This window comes from Oceaniradius stylonematis (assembly GCF_965223445.1).
GTDB lineage: Bacteria > Pseudomonadota > Alphaproteobacteria > Rhizobiales > Rhizobiaceae > Roseitalea > Roseitalea stylonematis.
Genome location: NZ_OZ244994.1, coordinates 1,887,277 through 1,908,147 on the forward strand (window position 1 = coordinate 1,887,277; position 20,871 = coordinate 1,908,147).

Annotated in this window: 17 protein-coding genes; 4 read left to right on the forward strand and 13 right to left on the reverse strand. The window is 65.2% G+C overall.

Annotation, left to right across the window (positions count from 1 at the left end):
- Position 1 precedes the first annotated feature (1 nt).
- From ACOQOU_RS09275 to acnA, 3 genes are read right to left on the reverse strand one after another with little or no spacing between them, the layout of a single operon-like run.
- Positions 2 to 1,360: a dihydroorotase gene (locus ACOQOU_RS09275; RefSeq protein ID WP_306026548.1), complete on the reverse strand. Its 1,359-nt coding sequence runs from the start codon at positions 1,358 to 1,360 to the stop codon at positions 2 to 4.
- Positions 1,357 to 1,767: a nuclear transport factor 2 family protein gene (locus ACOQOU_RS09280; protein ID WP_109768871.1), complete on the reverse strand. Its 411-nt coding sequence runs from the start codon at positions 1,765 to 1,767 to the stop codon at positions 1,357 to 1,359. The genes ACOQOU_RS09275 and ACOQOU_RS09280 overlap by 4 nt, the downstream gene beginning before the upstream one ends.
- The gene (acnA, locus tag ACOQOU_RS09285) at positions 1,757 to 4,459 is read right to left on the reverse strand and encodes an aconitate hydratase AcnA (protein ID WP_306026547.1); all 2,703 of its coding nucleotides are present in this window, start codon (positions 4,457 to 4,459) and stop codon (positions 1,757 to 1,759) included. The genes ACOQOU_RS09280 and acnA overlap by 11 nt, the downstream gene beginning before the upstream one ends.
- Before the next feature lie 153 nt (positions 4,460 to 4,612).
- Between acnA and ACOQOU_RS09290 the strand changes: the two genes are divergently transcribed.
- Both ACOQOU_RS09290 and ACOQOU_RS09295 read left to right on the forward strand, forming a co-directional pair.
- Entirely contained in the window at positions 4,613 to 5,266 is a 654-nt protein-coding gene (locus ACOQOU_RS09290; protein ID WP_109768873.1) for a GntR family transcriptional regulator, read from the forward strand.
- A gap of 4 nt (positions 5,267 to 5,270) precedes the next feature.
- The gene (locus tag ACOQOU_RS09295; RefSeq protein ID WP_306026546.1) at positions 5,271 to 6,209 is read left to right on the forward strand and encodes an isocitrate lyase/PEP mutase family protein; all 939 of its coding nucleotides are present in this window, start codon (positions 5,271 to 5,273) and stop codon (positions 6,207 to 6,209) included.
- A 21-nt stretch (positions 6,210 to 6,230) separates the two neighbouring features.
- Here ACOQOU_RS09295 and ACOQOU_RS09300 read toward each other — a convergent pair whose 3' ends face one another.
- Genes ACOQOU_RS09300 through ACOQOU_RS09310 form a run of 3 tightly spaced genes read right to left on the reverse strand, consistent with a single transcriptional unit; the run spans position 6,231 to position 8,947 of the window.
- Positions 6,231 to 7,754, reverse strand: a complete 1,524-nt coding sequence (locus ACOQOU_RS09300; RefSeq protein ID WP_306026545.1) for a tripartite tricarboxylate transporter permease — start codon at positions 7,752 to 7,754, stop codon at positions 6,231 to 6,233.
- A gap of 4 nt (positions 7,755 to 7,758) precedes the next feature.
- Positions 7,759 to 8,199, reverse strand: coding sequence for a tripartite tricarboxylate transporter TctB family protein (locus tag ACOQOU_RS09305; RefSeq protein WP_158585182.1), 441 nt, complete (start codon positions 8,197 to 8,199; stop codon positions 7,759 to 7,761).
- Complete coding sequence (locus ACOQOU_RS09310; protein ID WP_420578710.1) at positions 8,186 to 8,947, reverse strand: SDR family NAD(P)-dependent oxidoreductase; 762 nt, start codon at positions 8,945 to 8,947, stop codon at positions 8,186 to 8,188. Before ACOQOU_RS09310 ends, ACOQOU_RS09305 begins: the two co-directional genes overlap by 14 nt.
- A gap of 353 nt (positions 8,948 to 9,300) precedes the next feature.
- On the opposite strand from ACOQOU_RS09310, the gene ACOQOU_RS09315 reads away from it, so the two are divergent.
- Together ACOQOU_RS09315 and ACOQOU_RS09320 are read left to right on the forward strand one after the other, a co-directional pair.
- Positions 9,301 to 10,662 (forward strand): FAD-dependent oxidoreductase, encoded by a 1,362-nt coding sequence (locus ACOQOU_RS09315; protein ID WP_306026075.1) that lies wholly within the window; start codon positions 9,301 to 9,303, stop codon positions 10,660 to 10,662.
- A gap of 58 nt (positions 10,663 to 10,720) precedes the next feature.
- On the forward strand, positions 10,721 to 11,677 hold the full coding sequence (locus ACOQOU_RS09320; protein ID WP_109768879.1) for a tripartite tricarboxylate transporter substrate binding protein: 957 nt from the start codon (positions 10,721 to 10,723) through the stop codon (positions 11,675 to 11,677).
- Positions 11,678 to 11,790: 113 nt separating this feature from the next.
- Here ACOQOU_RS09320 and ACOQOU_RS09325 read toward each other — a convergent pair whose 3' ends face one another.
- The 7 genes from ACOQOU_RS09325 to ACOQOU_RS09355 are packed head-to-tail and all read right to left on the reverse strand — an operon-like array spanning position 11,791 to position 20,714.
- On the reverse strand, positions 11,791 to 12,942 hold the full coding sequence (locus ACOQOU_RS09325; protein WP_306026074.1) for an iron-containing alcohol dehydrogenase: 1,152 nt from the start codon (positions 12,940 to 12,942) through the stop codon (positions 11,791 to 11,793).
- Between the two features lie 4 nt (positions 12,943 to 12,946).
- A complete protein-coding gene (locus ACOQOU_RS09330; protein WP_306026073.1) occupies positions 12,947 to 14,323 on the reverse strand; it encodes an aldehyde dehydrogenase family protein in 1,377 nt (458 codons plus the stop codon).
- Positions 14,324 to 14,325: 2 nt separating this feature from the next.
- On the reverse strand, positions 14,326 to 15,702 hold the full coding sequence (locus ACOQOU_RS09335; protein ID WP_420578711.1) for a glutamine synthetase family protein: 1,377 nt from the start codon (positions 15,700 to 15,702) through the stop codon (positions 14,326 to 14,328).
- Entirely contained in the window at positions 15,699 to 16,505 is an 807-nt protein-coding gene (locus ACOQOU_RS09340; RefSeq protein ID WP_109768883.1) for an N-formylglutamate amidohydrolase, read from the reverse strand. Before ACOQOU_RS09340 ends, ACOQOU_RS09335 begins: the two co-directional genes overlap by 4 nt.
- A gap of 60 nt (positions 16,506 to 16,565) precedes the next feature.
- On the reverse strand, positions 16,566 to 18,020 hold the full coding sequence (locus tag ACOQOU_RS09345; protein WP_109768884.1) for an FGGY family carbohydrate kinase: 1,455 nt from the start codon (positions 18,018 to 18,020) through the stop codon (positions 16,566 to 16,568).
- Positions 18,020 to 19,267 (reverse strand): NAD(P)/FAD-dependent oxidoreductase, encoded by a 1,248-nt coding sequence (locus ACOQOU_RS09350; protein WP_306026072.1) that lies wholly within the window; start codon positions 19,265 to 19,267, stop codon positions 18,020 to 18,022. The genes ACOQOU_RS09345 and ACOQOU_RS09350 overlap by 1 nt, the downstream gene beginning before the upstream one ends.
- Entirely contained in the window at positions 19,257 to 20,714 is a 1,458-nt protein-coding gene (locus ACOQOU_RS09355) for an NAD(P)/FAD-dependent oxidoreductase (protein WP_306026071.1), read from the reverse strand. The genes ACOQOU_RS09350 and ACOQOU_RS09355 overlap by 11 nt, the downstream gene beginning before the upstream one ends.
- Between the last annotated feature and the right edge of the window lie 157 nt (positions 20,715 to 20,871).

Consider the following 20,871-nt stretch of genomic DNA (forward strand, 5'->3'; position numbering starts at 1 on the left):
GTCAGGGAGCGCGGTGCATGTAGCGGCCCGGCGCTGCAGGTTCCGGGGACAGCCAGCCATCGTCGACCACCACCGTGCCGCGCAGGATCGTGTGCGTGATCGCGCCGCGATAGGTCCTGCCGGCATAGGGCGAATAGTCGGAAAAGGAGGGGTACGCGTCGGCCGCCACACTTGTCTGGCCGGCAGGATCGACAATGGCGAAATCGGCGTCGTAGCCGGGCGCGATGCGTCCCTTGCCGGGGAGCGAATAAAGGTCCGCCACATTGCACGAGATGGTCGCCGCAAGCCGCTCGATGGGAATCTGGCGCTTGTGGTATCCCTCCTCGATCAGGACCGGCAGCACCTGCGCGATGCCGGGGAAGCCTGCGGTCGCGGACCAGATGTCGGGTCCCTTCGTCGACACCTTGCGCGGCACATGGTCCGATCCGATGGTCTGGATATCGCCGGCACGAACCCCTTCCCAAAGGCCGTCGATGTCGGATTGCGGCCTTAGCGGCGGATTGACCTTGCCGATCGGGCCGAGCGGACAGTCCCTCGTCAGCGACAGATAGTGGATACAGGTTTCGACGTTGATCCTGGGCCGGTCCTTGTGGCGCAGGCGGCGCACCAGATCGAGACTTTCGACCGCCGACATGTGCACGATGTTGACGTCGCATCCGGCCTTTTCGCCGAAGAAGGCAACCCGGAACACGTTCTCGGTTTCCAGAAAGCCCGGCGACTGCTCGTCCCATGCGGCGAGATCGTCGCGGCCGGCCGCCTTCAGCGGATCGCGGAAGACCGGGATCACCTCGGTGTTCTCGCAATGCACGCCAACCACGCCGCCCTTGACCTTCGCACCGGCCTGAAGCGCCGAAAACAAGAGCGCATCGTCGACTTCCGTGAAGCCCTTGGCGGCGCCGGTCGCGCCCTTGTACATCAGATAGACCTTGATCGAGGTTACCCCGAACCGTTTGGACAGTTCGCCAAGTTCGGCCACGTGGCGGCGCGAGGTAACGCCGAAATGCAGACCGAAATCGGTCTCCGCCCGCGCTTCACCGGCTGCAATCCAAGGCCCGGTCGATGCGCCGAGATCATCGTGGCGCCAGAAACTCATCAGACCGGTCACGCCACCCAGTGCCGCGGTCGCCGTCTCGGTCGCCCAATCGTTTTCCTTGTCGCCGAAGCCGATATGGGTGTGCGGGTCGATGACGCCCGGCAGGATCCAGCGGTCGGTGCAATCGATCACGCGTGCCGCGTTACAAACTTCGCCCCGATCCAGAATCGCGGCGATCTTGCCGCCTTTGACGGCGACGCTGCCACGGCGGATGGTCTGGCCGGGAAAGACGATCTCTCCGTTTTCAAGAACCAGATCATGGCTCATCGCGGCGTCTCCTGTTTTTGCCCGGCCAGCAAACGTTCGCCGGCATCGTTCCAGACCTCCTGCCTGACGATCAGACCGTCTTTCAGTTCGAACAGGTCGATGAACCGGATGCCGTCGAACGGCGTTCCATCCGGCCATCGCCCGAAAAGCGTTCCTGCGAACAGAACATGGGTTCCTGCGTTCTCGGACCAGGCCGACCGCCGCTCGATCGTCTTTCCGATAGCCGCATAGCGCCCGCTCGAATTGGCGACGATCTCGTCAATCCGCGTGAAATGCCGGCCGCCCGGAAATGTCAGATCGAGATCGCCTTCGGACACGCAGGCTCGCGCACCGTCAAGGTCACGGGCTTCCATGGCGGCCAGGTAAGTCTCGACGGTTTCGACAGCCTCGTTCAACTCATCCGGCATGGCGGCGCTCCTCGCTCTTCAAGCCATCGAGCAGCGTTGCGAACAGCCCGCCGCTCCGCAGCAGGGCTGCTTCATGCGCGCTGGCCAGATCGAGCCGGCCCTTGAATGTGCGTGCGCCTTGTGGGCCATGGGCGGTGATCGACACCGGTGACCCGGTATCGAGCGCCGCATGCAGGCCGGAAACGTCGAAGCGCTCGAACCCGGTCAGGCCAAGACCGTCCGCATCCTCGCCGGACAAGAAGGTTATCGGAACGATGCCCATACCGATCAGGTTGGCGCGATGGATGCGCTCGAAATTCTCGGCCAGCACCAGGCGCACTCCGAGCAGCTTGGGACCTTTGGCGGCCCAGTCGCGGCTGGACCCCATGCCGTAGTCGCGGCCGGCCAGCACCATGACGGGAACCCCTTCGTCACGATAAGCCTCGGCTGCCGTGAACACGGTCTCGATCGTCCCTTCGGGCTCACGACGGGACCAGCCGCCCTCGCGTTCGGGGACCAGACGGTTCTTCATCCGCTGGTTGGCGAAGGTCACGCGCGCCATGAATTCATGGTTGCCGCGCCTTTGGGTCACGGCGTTGAAGGCTTGCGGCTCGACACCCTGGCCGATGAGATATTGTCCGGCCTGGCTGTCGGGCAGGATTTCACCGCTCGGCGTCACATGATCCGTCGTCAGGCTGTCACCGGCATGGATCAGAACGCGCAGGCCTTCGATGGCATCGGGAAGGGGATCGGTGGCCAGTTCGAAGAAGGGCGGACGGCGGATATAGGTCGAGGCCTCGTCCCAGGCGAAGCGGGTGCCGCCGGGCGCGTCCAGGCGCTGCCAAAGCTCGGCCCCGTCGAAAAGCGTGGCGTAGCTTTTTTGGAACCGATCCGGCCGTTGGCTCGCCTCGACGAGCCGCTGCACGTCCGCCGCGTCCGGCCATATGTCGCGCAAAAAGACAGGCTGCCCTCTCGCGTCCGTGCCCAGCGGCTCTGTCTCGAAATCGATGTCGACACGGCCGGCGAGCGCGAACGCAACCACCAGAGGCGGCGAGGCAAGATAGGCCGCACGCACCGACTTGTGGATGCGGCCTTCGAAGTTCCGGTTGCCCGACAGGACCGCGGCGGCAACCAAATCGTTGTCTGCGATCGCCTGCGCCAGATCGGCGTCGATCGGGCCGGACTTTCCCGAGCATGTCGTGCAGCCATAGCCGACGACGTGAAATCCGAGTGCCTCAAGCGAAGCAAGAAGCCCGGCTTCGTCCAGATAATCGGTGACCAGTCGCGACCCCGGAGCGAGCGACGTCTTCACCCAGCCCGGTACGGCCAGTCCCCTTGCAACCGCGTTGCGCGCCAGAAGACCGGCGCCGATCATGACCGACGGGTTCGACGTGTTGGTGCACGAGGTGATCGCCGCGATGGCGATCGTGCCGTGCCGGACGGGCCGGTCAAGACCAGCCACCGGCACGCGCATGTCCAACTGATCCGGTGTCAGCCCGAACCCGCCCGCGGAAACCGGCGCCGTGAGAGCGGCGGTGAAAGCGTCTTTCAATTCGGTCAAGGGCACCCGGTCCTGCGGGCGTTTCGGCCCGGCAACGCTGGGCGCAACCGTCGACAGGTCGATTTCCACCACGTCGGAGAATTCCGGCTCGGGATCGCCGGCCTCGGCGAACAGCCCGACGGCTTTCGCATAGGCCTCGATGCGCGCGACATGTGCCTCGTCCCGCCCCGACTGCCGCAGATAGGCCAGCGTCTGGTCATCGATCGGAAACAGGCAGGCGGTCGCACCATATTCGGGTGCCATGTTGGCGATGGTCGCGCGGTCCGGAACGGTCAGTTCCGGCAGGCTGGGGCCGAACGCCTCGATGAAGTCGCCGACAACGCCCACTTCGCGCAACCGCTCGGTGACGCGCAGAACGAGGTCCGTCGTCGTTGCGCCGGCCGGCAGACGCCCCGTCAGCCGCAGCCCGACCACCCGCGGCACGCGCGCGACATAGGGCAGACCGAGCGCGGCGGCCTCGCCGTCAATGCCGCCGACGCCCCAGCCAAGGACGCCAAGACCATTGACCATGGGCGTGTGGCTGTCGCAGCCGAGAACGAACTCGGGCCCGCTGAGCCTTCCAATGCCCGGCAAGTCGATCGTCTCGATAACCTGCGCCAGCCGCTCCAGATGCACCTGATGAATGATGCCAGCCCCCGGCGGGACGACGCGGAGCACGTCGAATGCCTGTTCGGCCCATTTGAAGAAGCTGTAGCGCTCGGCATTGCGGCGGTACTCGTGCGCGATGTTCTGCGCCTGCGCGTCGGAACGGCCGGCAACATCGACGATCAGGGAATGATCGACGACAAGCGTGACGGGAACCTTGGGCTCGACCGTTCCGGCGTCGCCGCCCTGCGTGGCGACCACGTCGCGCGCGGCGGCCAGATCCATCAGCACCGGCAGGCCCGAACTGTCGGGAAGAATGACCCGGGAGACGGTGAGCGGCACGGAAAGGCCGCTCGTGCGCGGCGTCCAGCCGGCAATCTTGGCCACATCGGCTTCGGACGCGTCGCCAGCAAGGGCCCGGCGGGCAAGATTCTCCAGAATGATGCGAAGGCAATGGGGCAGTGGCCGATGCCGGCTGGCGGTCAGCGCGCGCAGGTCCACACCGACGGATGCGTCAGTGCCCTGTGCCCGAACTGTGACCAATGGGATGTCGACGTTCACCGTCATGCGCTGTCCTGCCACCTCCTCGTTCGGCAGGGTTAGAAAGATGCCGTCAAAGTGTCAACACTTTTTCGAAATTGACTTGAAGCCTCGCGAGTATACCGCTATTCCTTGGTCATCAATTGCACAAAACGCACAAAGTGTTGACAGGAGGGCGGGGTGCTGGACGGCGAAGAACGCACATTGGTCGATCGCGTGGTGCGCGAGGTCTTTGCGCTTCTCCTGTCGAGCGAAATCCCGCTTGGCGGCCAGTTGAACGAGGCGGCATTGGCCGCGCGCTTCAAAGTATCGCGCGGACCGATCCGCGAGGCAATAAAGCAGCTGCAGGGGCGCGGGCTCGTCATCAAGGAGCCTTATCTGAAGGCGCGCGTCGTGTCGCTGTCCCTGCCGGACATGATCGAGATCTTCCAGCTTCGCGAGGCGGTCGAGGGCATGTCGGTGCGGCTGGCGACGCGGGCGATGTCCGACAGCGAGCTGGACGAAATGCTCGATGCGTTTTCGGCGGCGCGCGAAGCCGGCAGGGCCGTCGATCTCGACCTTCATGTCCGCATCGCCGAGGGTTGCGGCAACGACCGGATCCGGGCGCTTTTGTGCGACGAACTCTACTATCTTCTGCGGCTCTACCGCGCCCGTTCGGCCGATCGGCCCGGGCGGCGCGAGGACGCGTTCACCGAGCACTGGCAGATTTTGCGCGCCATGCGGGCCCGCGATGGCGAACTCGCCGAGTCGCTTATGCGCGCGCATATCGGGCGCGCGACCCGATCACTTGAAACCCTTTTGGCCCAACAGGCCGCGACCACCGACCAAGGATGACATCATGACCGAACCGGCAACGAAACCGGCCCGCCGCATGCGCGAACTTCTGGCTGAGGACGGCATTGTTGTTTCGCCCGGCGTCTATGACGGCTACAGCGTCCGGATGGTCGAGAAGATGGGCTTCAGGACCGCCTGCACGACCGGGGCCGGGCTTGCCAATTCCCGCATGGGCGTGCCGGATGTCGGCATCATGGGGCTGACCGACAATCTCGAAGCCTGCCGCATGATGGCGCGCAGCGTTTCCATCCCCGTGATGGCCGATGCCGATACGGGCTACGGCAACGCCATTGCCGTCTATCATACCATCGAGCGGTTCGAGGAAGCGGGCCTGGCAGGCGTCAACATCGAGGACCAGGTCAGCCCGAAGCGCTGCGGTCACATGACAGGCAAGGATGTCATCGACATGCGCGAGATGGCGCGCAAGATCGAAGCGGCCTGCGACGCGCGCAAGGATGACGACTTCATCGTCCTGGCACGAACCGATGCGATTGCGGTCGAGGGGATCGAAGGCGCCATTCGCCGCGCCCGGCTCTATGCGGCCGCAGGCGCCGACCTGATCTTCGCCGACGCGATCGGCGGCGAGGAACAGATCAAGCGGCTCGTGGATGCGTCCCCGATTCCGGTCTCGGTCAATATGGGGTTCGGCATCCGTAACCGCCCGACGACGCCGCTGATCCCGGTGAAACGGCTCGAGGCGCTGGGCGTCAAGCGCGTGACCCTGCCGCGCATGCTGCCGGCGGCGGCATTGATGGCCATGGAGAACGCCCTGACCATCCTGAAAGGCGCCATGGAGAGCGGTGAGGTCGCCGATCATCCGGACCTGCTTTACGGGATCGACGACATCTGGGCACTGATGGGGCAGCCCGAGATCAAGGCAATGGAACAGCGCTATGCCGATCTTGACGCCATTGCCCTGCCCGAGGATCGCGCCGCGTCCTGATCCCGCGGCAAACCCGCCGACTCAGTCGGCCCCGGCGCCTCGGCGTTCGGCTGCCCGCGTCACCAGCTTCTTGATCACCGGCAATGCCATCGTCATAAGCAGCAGCACGCTCGCCGCCAGAAATGCGGCGCTGATCGGCCTGTCGATGAAGGTCGTCATGTCGCCCCGCGAGAACAGCAAGGCACGCCGGAAATGCTGCTCGATGAGCGGCCCGAGGATGAACCCCATCAGCAGCGGTGCGGTCGGATACTGGAACGCGTTCATGACGTAACCCACCAGACCGAACACGATCACCATCAGCACGTCGAACGGGTTGTTGTTGACGCTGTAGACACCGACGCAGATGAAGAAGATGACGGCGGGAAACAGGAGCCGTTTGGGCACGGTGAGAATCCGGACCCAGATGCCGATCAGCGGGATGTTGAGCACCAGCAGCATCAGATTGCCGATCCAGAAGCTGACAACCAGACCCCAGAACAGGTCGGCATGCATGGTGAAGAATTCCGGGCGCGGCTGGATGCCGTGGATCATCATGGCGCCGAGCAGGACCGCCATCGCCGCATCGCCGGGGATGCCGAGCGCCAAGGTGGGAATAAAGGCGGCCTGCGTCGAGGCATTGTTGGCCGCCTCGGGCGCCGAGATGCCTTCGATCGCACCACGGCCGAACCGGCTGGGGTCCTTGGCGACGCGCTTTTCGGCGGCATAGGCCAGGAACGCCGCCAGCGTCGGCCCGGCACCGGGCAGGACGCCGATGAAAGAGCCGATCCCGGCGCCGCGCAAAGACGGTTTCCAGCATTGGCGCAGGTCGGCACGGGTCGGCATCAGGTCCCTGAACCGGACCTTCTGGAGCTTGGACGTGTCCCGCTCGGGCGTGCCCGCATTGCGCAGGATCTCGGCAACGCCGAACAGACCCATGGCCATGGCGACCAGATTGAGCCCGTCCTGCAGTTCGAGAATGCCGAACGTATAGCGCAACTGGCCCGATGTCGTATCCATCCCCACCATGGCGAGCATGAGGCCGGCAACGACCGAAACAACACCCTTGATGGGACTGCCGAGCGACATGGTTGCCGCCGCGATCAGGCCCAGAAGCATGATCGAGAAATACTCCGCCGATGAGAATTTCAGTGCCATGGCGCCCAGCGCCGGCGCGAAACTCATCAAAAGAATGATCGCAAGGCAGCCGCCAAAAAAGGAGGTGATGGTCGTGATGAACAGCGCGACGCCGGCCCGGCCCTGCTGGGCCATCGGATAACCGTCGATCGCCGTGACGGCCGTCGTCGACGTTCCCGGCAGGTTGAGCAGAATGGACGCCGTGGAGCCGCCATACTGGGCGCCATAGAAGATGCCCGCCAGCATGATCAGCGCGCTCGAAGCCTCCAGATGGTAGGTGACCGGCAGGATCATGGCGACGGCCGCCAGCGGGCCGATGCCCGGCAGAACACCGATGAACATGCCGATACTGACGCCGAAAAAGCAGAACATCAGCGCGGCGGGCGACAGCGCCGTCTCGAAACCGAGCGAAAGGCCGGCGATCAGGTCCATGGCATCACTCCCCGATGACCGAAAGCGGAATGTTGAGGCCCTCGATGAAGACCACATAGCCGAAGGCGCAAAGGCCAACCGTCAAAGCGAGCGTCGACCGCCATGTGCTGGCGCGTTCGGCCAGGGCACAGCACGCAACGAGGACGATCGTCGCCGGCAGAAAGCCGATGACATCGACCGTCAATGCCCAAAACAGGATGCCGCCCAGGACAAACGCCATCGGCCGGACATGAAGCCCGAACGGACGATGCTCCGCGCCGCGGGCCTGCAGGACAAGGACGCCGCACAGCGCGATCAGGATGACGCTCAACGCGACCGGGAAGACGCCGGCGCCAATCCGCACACTGTTGCCCATCGCATAGCCTTGGCCGATGACCAGCCAGAGGATGCCGAACGCCATCATCGACAGCGCGGCGATCACTTCGTTGCGATCAAAGCGTTTCATGATCCGCCCCCCTTTGTGGCGTCGCCGTCGATGGCGGCGCCAATGACAGGCCGCCGCACTGCACCAATGTCTGCCCGGTGATGGCGCCCGCCGCATCCGACAGCAGAAACAGAACCGTCGCAGCGATTTCCTGGGGCACAATCAAGCGGCCCATCGGCGGCAATGCAACCGCCGCGTCGGCGCGGTTGGGATCGGTCGTCTGCGCCGTTCTGACCGGACCGGGAGCGATCGCGTTCACCGTGATCCCACGCGCCATCACCGTCAGCGCCATCGAGCGGACGAGCGCCTCGCTGCCGCCCTTCGATGCTGCGTAAAGAGCCCGCCCGGCCCGCCCGGCGGACGCGCGGCTCGACAGAACGACAACGCGCCCGACCCGGTCGGGCATGGTTGGCAAGAGCAGTTCGCAAAGCCGTTGCGGCGCAACAACGTGGAGCGCCCACAATGCTTCGCCCATCGATTGCGCAATGTCGGCATTGGCATCGGTCCTCATGATGCCGGCGCAATGGACAAGGGCATCGCAACGCCTGCCGCGAAGTTCCGCCATGACGGCGGCGATGCCGCCAAAGGTCGAAAGATCGCCGCGAATGTGCTCGTAGCCGCCGGTCAGGTCGGGTGAACCGGCAATGTCGATGCCGACGACCCCGGCTTCCGCCTCAAGGAGCGATGCCGTCACCGCCAGTCCGATCCCCGACGCGGAGCCCGTGACCACGACCTTTCGCGGCAAAGTGGTGGCAGAAGGGAGCTGCATGAGTGTCCAATCGCGCGCCGGGTTGTCGACCAATCCCGCATTTGTTTCGCATCATTTTCCAAACTGTCAACACTTTTGAAGTGCTGACAAGCTCCGATTCGGAACGAGTTCCGTGTTGGAAAATCGATTTATTCATTTAAAACATAGATATACGAGGATCGATGTTTGCGCGACGGTTTTTCGATCACGGCCAGGCGATGGGGGCTCGTTTCGAGAAATCCGCAATAACTGTTGACAGAGCGCCCTCGAAGGGACCTATAGTGTCAACACTTCGCGGATCGCCGTCCGTCCAGTCCAGGCGGGATCCGGCAACACTGACAGGCAGGTGCTGGTGATCGTGGGTGTTTTCGAACATGTCTGATGGACACTCCGCTTCGGTCGATGTGCTGGTGATCGGCGCGGGCGGCTGCGGCCTGACCGCAGCGCTGGCCGCCCATAAAGCCGGTGTCGATGTCGCGATCCTCGAAAAAGCCGGTTCGTTGGGCGGCAACACCGCACTGTCGAGCGGCTCCATCCCGGCGGCGCCGACGCGGTTTCAGGCGTGTGCCGGTGTCGAGGACAGTGTCGCCCTGTTCGCCGGCGATCTGCGCGCGGCTGCCGGATCGCATGACGCGGACCCACTGGTCGACATCCTTGCCGAGACCTCCGGCGCGCTGATCGATTTTCTCGTCGATTGCGGCGTCACGCTCGACCTGATCACAACCTACAAGCACGTCGGACACACAACCTGCCGCCTTCACGCCCCGCCATCGCGAAAAGGCGTCGACCTGCTGGATGACCTCGCCGCCGCGGTCCGCGAACGCGACATCCCGCTGGCGCTCGGTCACCCCGCGACCGGATTGATCGAGGTCCAGGGCCGGATCGCCGGTGCTCTGGCGGGTGACGACCGGATCGAAGCCGGTGCGGTGATCCTGGCGTGCAACGGCTTCGGCGCTGCCTCCGGGCTTCTGACCGATTACTGCCCTTCCGTCGCCGAAGCGACTTATGCCGGATCGCCCGACAGCACGGGAGACGCCATCGCCTGGGGCCGCGACATCGGCGCCGCGACAGGAAACATGGCCGCATACCAGAGTCATGCCGCGCTGAGCGTGAAGACCGGCGCGCTGATGACGTGGACGCTGATCGAACGCGGCGGTTTTGTCGTCGACCGCCACGGGCGGCGGTTCGGCGACGAGACGCTCGGCTATTCCGGCTTTGCGGACCTCGAGCTTGCTGCCGCTGGGCCCTTTCACATCATCTACGACGCATCGATCCGCGGCGATGTCGCGGCGGGCCAGCCGCAATTTGCCGAGGCCTGTGCATTTGGCGCCGCCGAAACGGCATCCGACATCCGTCGATTGGCCGCCCGGCTCGACCTGCCGGAAGATGCGTTGTCAGGGACAGTCGACGAAGCCAGACAGGCGGCGCGAGGCAATCGATGCGACCGGTTCGGGCGTACGGACTGGGGGCATGGCCCGCTTGGGGACCCGCTTTGCGCGACGCAGATCGAACCGGCGCTGTTTCACACCCAGGGCGGCTTGAAGATCGACACGAGCGCCCGCGTCCTCGACACGGACGACCGCCCAATTCCGGGACTTTACGCCGGCGGCGGCGCTGCGATGGGCATCAGCGGCCGCTCCGGCGGCAGCGGCTACATGTCGGGCAACGGGCTTCTGTCGGCGCTGGGTCTGGGCTTGATCGCCGGCCGTGTCGCCGCCCGGGAGCGATACCATTGAGGCCGTTCGGACCGAACAGCGCTCAAGACGAACCACGCAATCCAAAACGGAGGAAACCATGAGATTTCGCATTCCCTCACTTCTGGCCGGTCTGGCGCTGGGCCTCAGCGCCACGCTGGCAAGCGCCGAAGGCTTTCCCGAACGCACCGTGACGATCATAGTGCCCTATTCGCCCGGCTCGACCGACACGATGGCGCGCACCCTTGCCGAGGACATGTCCGAGGCTCTCGGCCAGCCTGTGGTCGTCGAGACCAAGCCGGGCGCCGGCGGCACGGTTGGTGCGACCGAGGTCGTCAACGCCGACGCCGACGGTTACACGATCCTGATGGCCGTCAGCTCCGTGCAGACGGTCGCCCCGCACCAGCGCGAGTTGAACTACGGTTTTGCTGACCTCACCCCGATCGCGCGCGTGGCCGTCGGTCCGAATGTGATCGCCGCACGGAACGGTGCACCGTTTTCCACGATCGAGGAGATGCTGGCCTATGCCAGGGAAAACCCCGGCGAGGTCAGCTATGGCAGCGCCGGAACCGGCGGCGCCACGCACATCGCCGCCGAGGCCATCGCCAAGGCCGCCGGCATCGAGATGTTTCATATCCCGTTCGGCGGCGTGACCCCGGCCATCACCGCCACCGTCGCGGGCGAGGTCGACGTGGTGCTCGGATTTGCATCGGCGATCATTCCGCGCGGAGAGGCGGGACAGCTCGTTCCCCTGGCCCAGCTCTCCGAAGAACGCACCAGCCTTGCGCCCGACCTGCCGACGCTGCGCGATGCCGGGATCGATCTCGCCCTGCCGCCGAACATCGGCCTCTGGGCGCCGGCTGGAACGCCCGATGACGTGCTCGCCACACTGGCATCGGCCATTGAGGCATCGGCGACCGGAAGCACCTTCACGGAGTTTGCGGCCAATGCGCTGGTCGAGGTCGATTTCGCGGGTCCCGAGGAATTCCTGGGCGTGCTGGAAGCCGAAGACGCGTTCTTTGCTGCGCTGCTGCCGACGATCGACTTCTCCGAATAGGCCGCCGGCACAAACCGAACGCCATGAAAGGGCGGCCCTGCGAGGGGCCGCCCTTTTGCCATGGCAAGACCGGGTGGCGCGTCGGGCAGAATTCGCACGAGATCGGGGCCCGGTCAGATCGTCGCGCGATAGAGCGCGTGCGTGTTGTCCGCCGTCATTGGGACAGGGTTTCCCCCGGCGCTGGGGTCCTCGAGCGCCATCGCCACCAGTTCGTCGATCCGGTCGGTCCCGACACCCATCACGCCCAGCCTGTCGGGCACGCCCAGGCTCTCGCGCATCGCCATGACATGATCAAAGAAACCGTCAAAGCCGCCATCGATGCCCAGATAGGCGGCCGCACGGGCGATCCGCCCTTCGATCGCCGGACGGTTGAGCCTGAGAACGGCGGGCATGACGACGGCGTTGGTTGTGCCGTGATGGGTGTTGTAGATCGCGCCGACCGGATGGCTGAGCGCGTGCATGGCGCCGAGCCCCTTCTGAAAGGCCACCGCGCCCATCGCGGCCGCGCTCATCATGTGTGCCCGCGCTTCGAGATCGCCGCCGTCGGCATAGGCGCGCGGTAGGTAGTCGTTCGCAAGCCGCATGCCTTCCAGCGCAATGCCCTGGCTCATCGGGTGATAATGCGGCGAGCAATAGGCTTCCAGACAATGGATGAAAGCATCCATGCCCGTGCCCGCCGTGATCGCCGGCGGCATGCCGACGGTCAGTTCGGGATCGCAGATCACCACCGACGGCAGCACCTTGGGATGGAAGATGATCTTTTTGACATGGGTCTGCGAGTTGGTGATGACGCTGGCCCGGCCGACCTCCGAGCCGGTGCCGGCCGTGGTCGGCACCGCGACGATGGGCGCGATGGCGTCGGCGTCGGCCCGTGTCCACCAATCGCCGATGTCCTCGAAGTCCCAGACGGGCCGGCTCTGACCGGCCATGAAGGCGATCATCTTGCCCAGATCGAGCCCGGAACCGCCGCCGAAAGCGATCACGCCGTCATGGCCGCCCGCCTTGTAGGCCGCGATGCCGGCATCCATGTTGATCTCGGTCGGATTGGGATCGACTTCGGCGAAGACCGCCCGGCCCAGGCCGGCCGATTCCATCATATCAAGCGTGTTCGCCGTGACCGGCAGGGCGGCGAGCCCACGATCGGTGACCAAAAGCGGCTTTGCGATGCCCGCCTGGGCGCAGGCCTCACCGATCTCGGCAATGCGCCCGGCTCCGAACCGGATCGCGGTCGGATAGGACCAGTTGGCGACGGGTGTCTGCGTCATCGCTTCACGCCTTCTTCAGATGGTAGGACTTGGGCCGTGTGACCGCGTGATAGCCGAGCGCGGAAAGGCCGGCGCCGCGGCCGGTATCCTTGCATCCGGTCCAGCACAGCGCCGGATCGAGATAGTCGCAGCGGTTCATGAACACCGTGCCCGTATGGATGCGTGCGCCGATCGCCTCGGCAGCATCGGCGTCGGCCGTCCACAGCGAGGCGGTCAGGCCGTAATGGCTGTCATTCATCAGCGCGATCGCTTCCTCATCGTCGCGGACCGGCATGATGCCGACGACAGGCCCGAAGCTCTCCTCGCGCATCACCGCCATCTGATGGTTCACGCCGGTCAGCACCTGCGGCGTCAGATAGGCGCCGCCATCATCTTCGGACGCCGTCTCGATATGGGCGGTCGCGCCGGCCTTGATCGCCGCGTCAATCTGCGTACGCACCGCGTCGGCGAAGCGAATGTGCGCCATCGGCCCGATCGTCGTTTCGGGGTCCAGCGGGTTGCCCAGCCTGTAGCCCCGGACAAGCTCGACCGCCTTTTCGACGAAGGCGTCGTAGATGCTTTCGTGCACATAGATGCGTTCGATGCCGCAGCAGCACTGGCCCGAGTTGAACATGGCCCCGTCGATCAGGCCTGCGACCGCCGCATCGATGTCGGCGTCGGCTCGCACATAGCCGGGATCCTTGCCGCCCAACTCCGTGTTGACGGCGGTGAACGTGCCCGCCGCGGCGCGCTCCATGGCCCTGCCGCCGCCGACCGAACCGGTGAAGTTGACCAGATCGAAGGCGCGATCGGCGATCAATGCCGATGTCGTTTCATGGTCGAGAAAGACGTTCTGGAACACGTCTTCGGGAACGCCGGCCGCATGGAAAGCCTCGGCCAGATGCTCGCCGACCAGAAGCGTCTGGGTGGCATGTTTGAGCACAACCGTGTTGCCGGCGATCAGCGCCGGCGCGATCGTGTTGATCGCCGTCATGTAGGGATAGTTCCATGGCGCAACGACCAGCACGACCCCGACAGGCTCGCGCTTGATGGTGCGGACGAACGCGGCGCTGTCCTCGACGACCAGCGGCGCCAGTGCTTCGGCCGCTATGTCGGCCATGTAACGGGCGCGCTCGGAAAAGCCGCCATACTCGCCGCCATAGCGGACGGGGCGGCCCATCTGGTGCGCCAGTTCGGCGGTCATGCGGTCGGTCTGCTCGCCGATGAGCGCCACGGCCTTGCGCACCAATGCGATGCGCGCGTCGAGCGGCACGGCAGCCCAGGCCGGTTGCGCGCTCCGCGCGCGGGCGCACGCATGGCCGGCTTGCTCCTGCGTCAGGGCCGGGCGGGCCGCATAGACCGATCCGTCGATCGGCGAGATGCATTCGAGCATGTGGGACATTGTCAGGCCCTTTCAAAACCGCGCGCCACTTCCCAATCGGTGACGGCCCGTTCGAACTCCTCCAGCTCCCATTGGGCGCAGCGCACATAGTGGTCGACGACATCGTCACCCATCGCGTTCCGGAGCATGGCCGAGCCGCGCAGCGCCTCGGCTGCGGCTAGAAGGGTCCGCGGTATGTCCGGGGCACTGTCGTCGCCGTACAGATCGCCGGCCGCCGGGGCTTGCAGTGTCAGCCCCTCATCTATGCCGGCCATGCCAGCCGCCATCATCGCCGCCTGGGCGAGATAGGGGTTGAGGTCGGAGCCGCCGATCCGGCATTCGATCCGCACCGCCTTGGTGCCTTCTCCGCAGAGCCGGAAACCGGCTGTGCGGTTGTCGACCGACCAGGCGATCTTGGTCGGCGCGAAGGTGCCCTTGGCAAAGCGCTTGTAGCTGTTGACATAAGGCGCCAGGAAGAAGGTGTAGTCGGGCGCATACCGGATGAGCCCGGCCACGTAACTGCGCATCACGTCGGACATGCCCAGATCGGCGGCCGGATCGCGAAATGCCGGCTCGCCGTCCTTCCACAGCGACTGGTGGATATGGGCCGCGCTGCCGACCCGGCGATGGTCCCATTTGGGCATGAAGGTCGCCGCAACCCCGTTCTGCCAGGCAATCTCCTTGACCGCATGCTTGGCGATGGTGTGATAGTCGGCGCATAGCATGGCCGTCGAATAGCGGATGTTGAGTTCTTCCTGCCCGGCTTCGGCTTCGCCCTTGGTATTCTCGACCGGAATGCCTGCCGCATAAAGATGATTGCGCACCGGCCGCAGGATCGCCTCTTCCTTGGTGGTCTGGAAGATGTGGTAGTCTTCATTGTAGCCGGAGATCGGCACCAGCGGGCGATAGCCCGCGCGGCGCAGATCGTCATAGCTGTTTTCGAACAGAAAGAATTCGAGCTCGGTTGCCGCCATCGCCTCGTAGCCGAGGTGCGCCAATCGGCCGATCTGCCGCTTGAGCACGGCACGCGGGTCGTGCGGCACGGGCGCATGATTGTGATGGTCGAGCACGTCGCACAGCACCATCGCCGTACCTTCCAGCCAGGGCACCAGCCGCAGCGTCGAAAGGTCGGGCTTCATCGTGTAGTCGCCGTACCCCTTCTCCCAACTTGTCGCCGCATAGCCGTCGGGCGTTGCCATTTCGAGATCGGTCGCCAGCAGGTAGTCGCAGCAGTGGGTTTCCTCGTGGGCCGTGTCGACGAAGTGCCGGGCATGAAACCGCTTGCCCATCAGGCGGCCCTGCATGTCGACAAGACAGACCAGAACCGTGTCGATCTCGCCGGCGTCGGTCATGGCGGTGAGCGCCTCGAAACTCAGCGCGCGTTTGCTTTGCGACGTCATGGGCGCCCCCTTTGTTCTGTGTCGGACTGGAGTTGGCTCATCGCAATAACTGCCAGCGCGTGGATCTGGTCCGCGATCCGCCGCTGTGCGGAGCCGTCGGCGATCAGGTCATTGCGGATTTCGAGCATGACATTGGGCCAGCGGCGCGGCAACGCGTGCCGGACCAGCGTGTGGGTGACGCCGTCTTCGGGACCGTATGGCACATTGCGGCCCGTGCGCAGGGAAATGGTGTCCGCAGAGGCGAGCATGGCATCGGCCAGACGAGAATCTGCATCGTGCAGAATGCCCAGTTCGACCTCGCGGCTGACGCCGTTGAAGACCGGCGTGAAACTGTGCACCGTGACCAGAAACCCGTCTGGGCGCGCATCGAGAAGCCTGTCCAGCGTCCGTTCGAACGGCCGGTAGACGGCCTCGACGCGCGCCGCTCTTTCGCTTTCGGACAAGCCTTGATTGCCGGCGATGACAAACCGCTCGGATCGCTCGGGCATGGCGGAAGGCGCCTCCGGCGGACGGTTGCAGTCATAGATCAGGCGCGAAACCGTTCCGGCGACCAGCGGTGCGTCAAAAAGCGCACTCAGATGTTTGGCGACCGGAAACGCGCCGGGGTCGTAGGCCGCATGGCTCATAGCCGTCGCGGCATCGATGCCAAGTCCGTCGTAAATCGGGGGGATGTGATTTGACGCGTGTTCGCAAACCAGCACGATGGGCGATGCGCCGTCTTCATTGTGAACGCGGACTGGCGAGTCCACGGGCTCATCGTCATGTACGTCGGGCTGGCTGACCGTCACGGAATATCCCCTCATTCGGCCCGCTTATCGCAGGCAATCGGGTTTGCCAATCGCGTCATGACGATCCGCTCACTGTCATGACGCGGCGGTTTGCGCGGTCAGGGCTGCGCCGAACGTCTGCACCGCCTGCCGTGCCGATGCAAAACCCTCACGGAGCATCGCCGACTGCGGAGCAGGGGTGAGCGTTCTGCCTTGCGGTGGTCGATCGATTGCGGTCCCCGCCGCTTCGGCGGCCTGCATCGCCACACCCAGCGCGGACAGTTCCGGCTCGTCCGACACCCGCACTCCTCTTGCCAGCGTGTCCGTCAGGAACTGGGCGAAATGGGCGTTGGCGCTCATGCCGCCATCGATGGTGATGGGCGCCGAGATCGGCTGGAGCGCGTTCATCGCATCGATCACTTCGGCCATGCGAAAAGCGATGCCTTCGAGCACGGCCCGCACCATGTCCTGCCGCGTCGTGTCGAGCGACAGGCCCAGCCAGCTTCCGCGCGCATCGCGATCCCAATGCGGGCAGGCGAGACCGGCCAATGCTGGAACGAAGTACAGTCCCCGTTCGGCGGCGGTCGGACCGGAGAAGGCGGCTATCTCGTCGAAATCCTCGAACAGACCGACCGAGCGCGCCCAGTTGATCGCCGCGGACACGGTGTAGACGCCGCCATCCAATGCGTAAACGGGCGGGGCGCCGGCCTTCTGCCATGCGATGGTCGGCAGGAGACCGCCCTGTGACGGCGGCCGCTCGGCGGACGCGACCGTCAGCGCGAAGGCGCCGGTGCCGAACGTGATCTTGACGTCGCCGGGCTGCCGGCACCGATGGCCGTAGAGCGCGGCCTGTTGGTCGACGATGCTGGCGGTCAGCGACGTGCCGACGCTCCCCGAAACGACGGTTCCCAGAGCCCCCGATGTCGGAGTGATCTTTGGCAGCAGATCGATCGGCACGCCAAACAGCGCGCACAGTTCGTCATCCCATTGGCACGTGTCGAGATTGAGCAGCGATGTGCGCGATGCGGTTGCGACATCGGTCTCGAAGCGGCCGGTCAGCCGGTCGCGGAAAAACGCATCGGTCGTTCCGAGGCGCAGCCGGCCTGACGCGGCCAATTCCTGGGCATGCGCGTTGTTGCGCACGATCCAGCCAAGCTTGGAGGCCGAGAAGTACGGATCGAGCGGCAGGCCGGCGCGCGCAAGCGTCATCGCTTCGGCGCCATCGGCCTTCAGCCGTGCGATGTCGCCGGCGGTGCGGCTGTCCTGCCATACGATGACCGGACCGACCGGAGTGCCATCGTCGGCATCCCAGGCAAGACAGCTCTCGCCCTGATTGGCGATGCCGGCCGCGGTGACGCCGCCGGCAGCCGCGGCGGCCTCAAAACAGGCCCGCACATTGTCCAGCAGTTCGCCGGGGTCATGTTCGACCCAGCCGGGCTGCGGATAGGACTGGCGGTGCTCACGGCTGAAGACGGTTTGAGACCGGCCATCCTGGTCGAAGAGGATGCCGCGGGTGCTCGTGGTGCCCTGATCAACAGCCAAAATCCGCATCAGCCGTCTTCCTCGATTACGATCCGTGCGTCGCCTGGCCCGACTTCCGCCAGCTTTCCGAGCGGCACGGCAATCCGGCGCTCGGGGCGACTGTCGACACGCGCAAGCACCGTCGTCTTCCCGTCTACCGCCTTCAACACCAGCCGTCCGCGGGCCGGCCTGGCAAGCCGGACCTGCAGCCGGTCAAGCGGTGCGGTTTTCGTACCCGGCACGATCCGTTGCGGGACAACATATTTCAGCGGCCCGGCCGCATCGGCAAGGCGCAAGGCGGACGCGGGCATGAGGATGTTGCCTTGCAGGCTGTCGGCGATCGCATCGGCGACGGCTCGGCCCTCGCGCCAGCACCAGCCGGCCGTCTCGACCGGATGCAGCATGTTGCCCGCCGCGAAATAGTCCGGATCGGAACATCGCCCGTACTGGTCGACCTCAGGGCCACCCGTCCGCGGGTCGATGCGGAGATGGCTGCCCCTCAACAAGGCCGATTCGGGCCGGAACTGGCCTGAGACTATGACGCCATCGGTTTCGATGGTCCGCATCTCTCCATCCGGTCGGCGTACGACGACCGCTTCGACCCGGTCGCGTCCGCAAATCTGTTCTATCCGCGTTCCCGTCATCAGGGGAATGCGAAGAAGACGCGGGAAGAACGCCGCCGGCGCACGGGCGGTGATCGTCGCGTTCGGCTCGATCATGGCAACGGGTCGAATGCCCAGGTGCCGGCATGTCATCAATGCGGAAAACGACACGAGCTCGGTTCCCAGAACCACCGGTTGCCGAAACGGTTTCAGAGACTGCAGATAGACCAATCCCTGCAATGCGCCGGTGGAGATGACCCCTGCCGGCTTGCTGCCGCCTATCAGGCGCTGCGCCCGCGACGTTTCCCGGACACCGGTGCAGAGCAGCACGCGGGCGGGTCTGATGGAGAAAACGCCGTCGGCCGTCGATATCGCCAGTTCCGGGCCCTCGCCCAGGGCGGTAACGGTCGCGCCGGTGATGATCTCGACACCGGCCGACCGTGCTTCGGCAACATTGCGCGCTGCGTAGGCGGGGCCCTTCATCAGCCGGCCGAACTCGCGAACGCCATACGGGTAGTGTCCGCAATGACGCGGGATGCCACCGGCCTGCGGCTCTCGGTCGAGCACCATAACACGATCGACGCCCCTTTGGCGCAAGCGCACGGCGGCTGAGAGCCCAGCAGGCCCTGCGCCGACAATCACGACATCGGCCTCGTCGAAACGCTCACGTGACATCGGCCGCTTCCGCTGGCTCAAGCGTATTGGACGATGAAGCGATGGGAAGGTCGTCGTCGCCGGCCATCGGCTGCGTGAACCGCCCGGCGGTGATCGCCGCCAATTGCGCCATGCAATAAAAGCCCTGGCAACGCCCCATTGTCACGCGCGTCCGGCGCTTCAGTCCAGCGAGGCTGCACGCGCCCAGCGGGCCATCCAGCGCCTCTTCAATTTCGCGTCGCGTGACCAGTTCGCAATGGCAGACGACGCCGCCATTGCCCGGCGATTGCCAGCCGCGCGGCGCGCCTTCGGAAATGTTGCCGACCCTTGGCCAGACCGGGTCGGCGAGCGGCTCGGCTTTGCCGCCGAACGCCTCGCACAGGCGGTGTATGTGGCGGGAGAGGCCCAGCGCCGCACTCAGACCCGTCGAGCGAATGCCGCCGGCGGTGATGTAGTTTCGCGCCCGGTCGGCCCGGATCTGATAGTCCTTTTCGTCGGTGGCCGGCCTCAGCCCCGCATAGAAGGCCGTCGCGTCTTCACCGGCGAGTGCCGGCAGGATGCGTTCACCCGCTCGGCGCAGGCCCTGCAAGGTTTCGGTATCGACGGCAGCCGTTGACCGGTCCTCCTGCTCCTCCGCCGTCGGGCCGACCAGCAGGTTTCCGAATGCCGTCCGGCAGACGACGATCCCCTTGGTGGTTTCGGTCGGAACGGGAAGCAGGATGTGTTTGACAAGACGCGCCGCCGGTTTGTCGAAGACGACGAATTGTCCCTTGCGCGGGCGGATCGTGAAATCGCTGGAGCCGGTCAGCGCCTTGTCGACCCGGTCGCCATAGAGCCCGGCGGCATTGATGACGAAACGCGCCCGCAAAGAACCCCGGCTGGTTTCGAGACGCCATTGCGTGCCGTCGAACTCGCCGTCCCGGACCATGCAACGGCGCAGGACGACCGCACCGTTCTCCACCGCGTGGAGCAGATAGGCATAAGGTGTGGACCAGGGATCGAGAAGGTGCTCGCCCGGAACGCGAAATCCGGCCACCACATCGTTCGCCAATTCCGGTTCCAGTTGCCGGATTTGGCCCACGTCGAGGCGCGCGACATCGTCGACACCGTTGGCGTGCGCCCTGTCGATCAGCGCATCCAGCCGCGCTTCCTCCTGCTCGGTCCAGGCGAGAACGAGCGCGCCCGCCTCGATCAGCGGCAGGCCAAGCCTTTGATGGATGGAGCGGTACTCCGCATATCCGTCGGCAATGCACCTGGCTTCGAGCGAGCCTGTCGGCGCGTCAAAGCCCGTATGCAGAATGGCGCTGTTGCCTTTGGAAGCGCCATCGAGAATGTCGTGCGCCTTTTCAACGAGCACGACGCGCCAGCCTTCGAGCGTCAACCGGCGGGCTATGGCGCATCCAACGACACCACCGCCGATGATGGCGGCATCGAACACTTCTGAAAGAGCGCTTTCCTGCACCCGCATCCGGCCTTCGCGCTATGCAATTGAAACGAACGGTTCGCTCAAGTGGTGACATCAAATGCCCGCTCGGTCAATCTTTTGAGGGTTTTTGCCCGAACAAAGGATAAATCGTCACCAATTTTGTTGACACGGGCATGCCTGCTTCGCTTAACTTGATGCG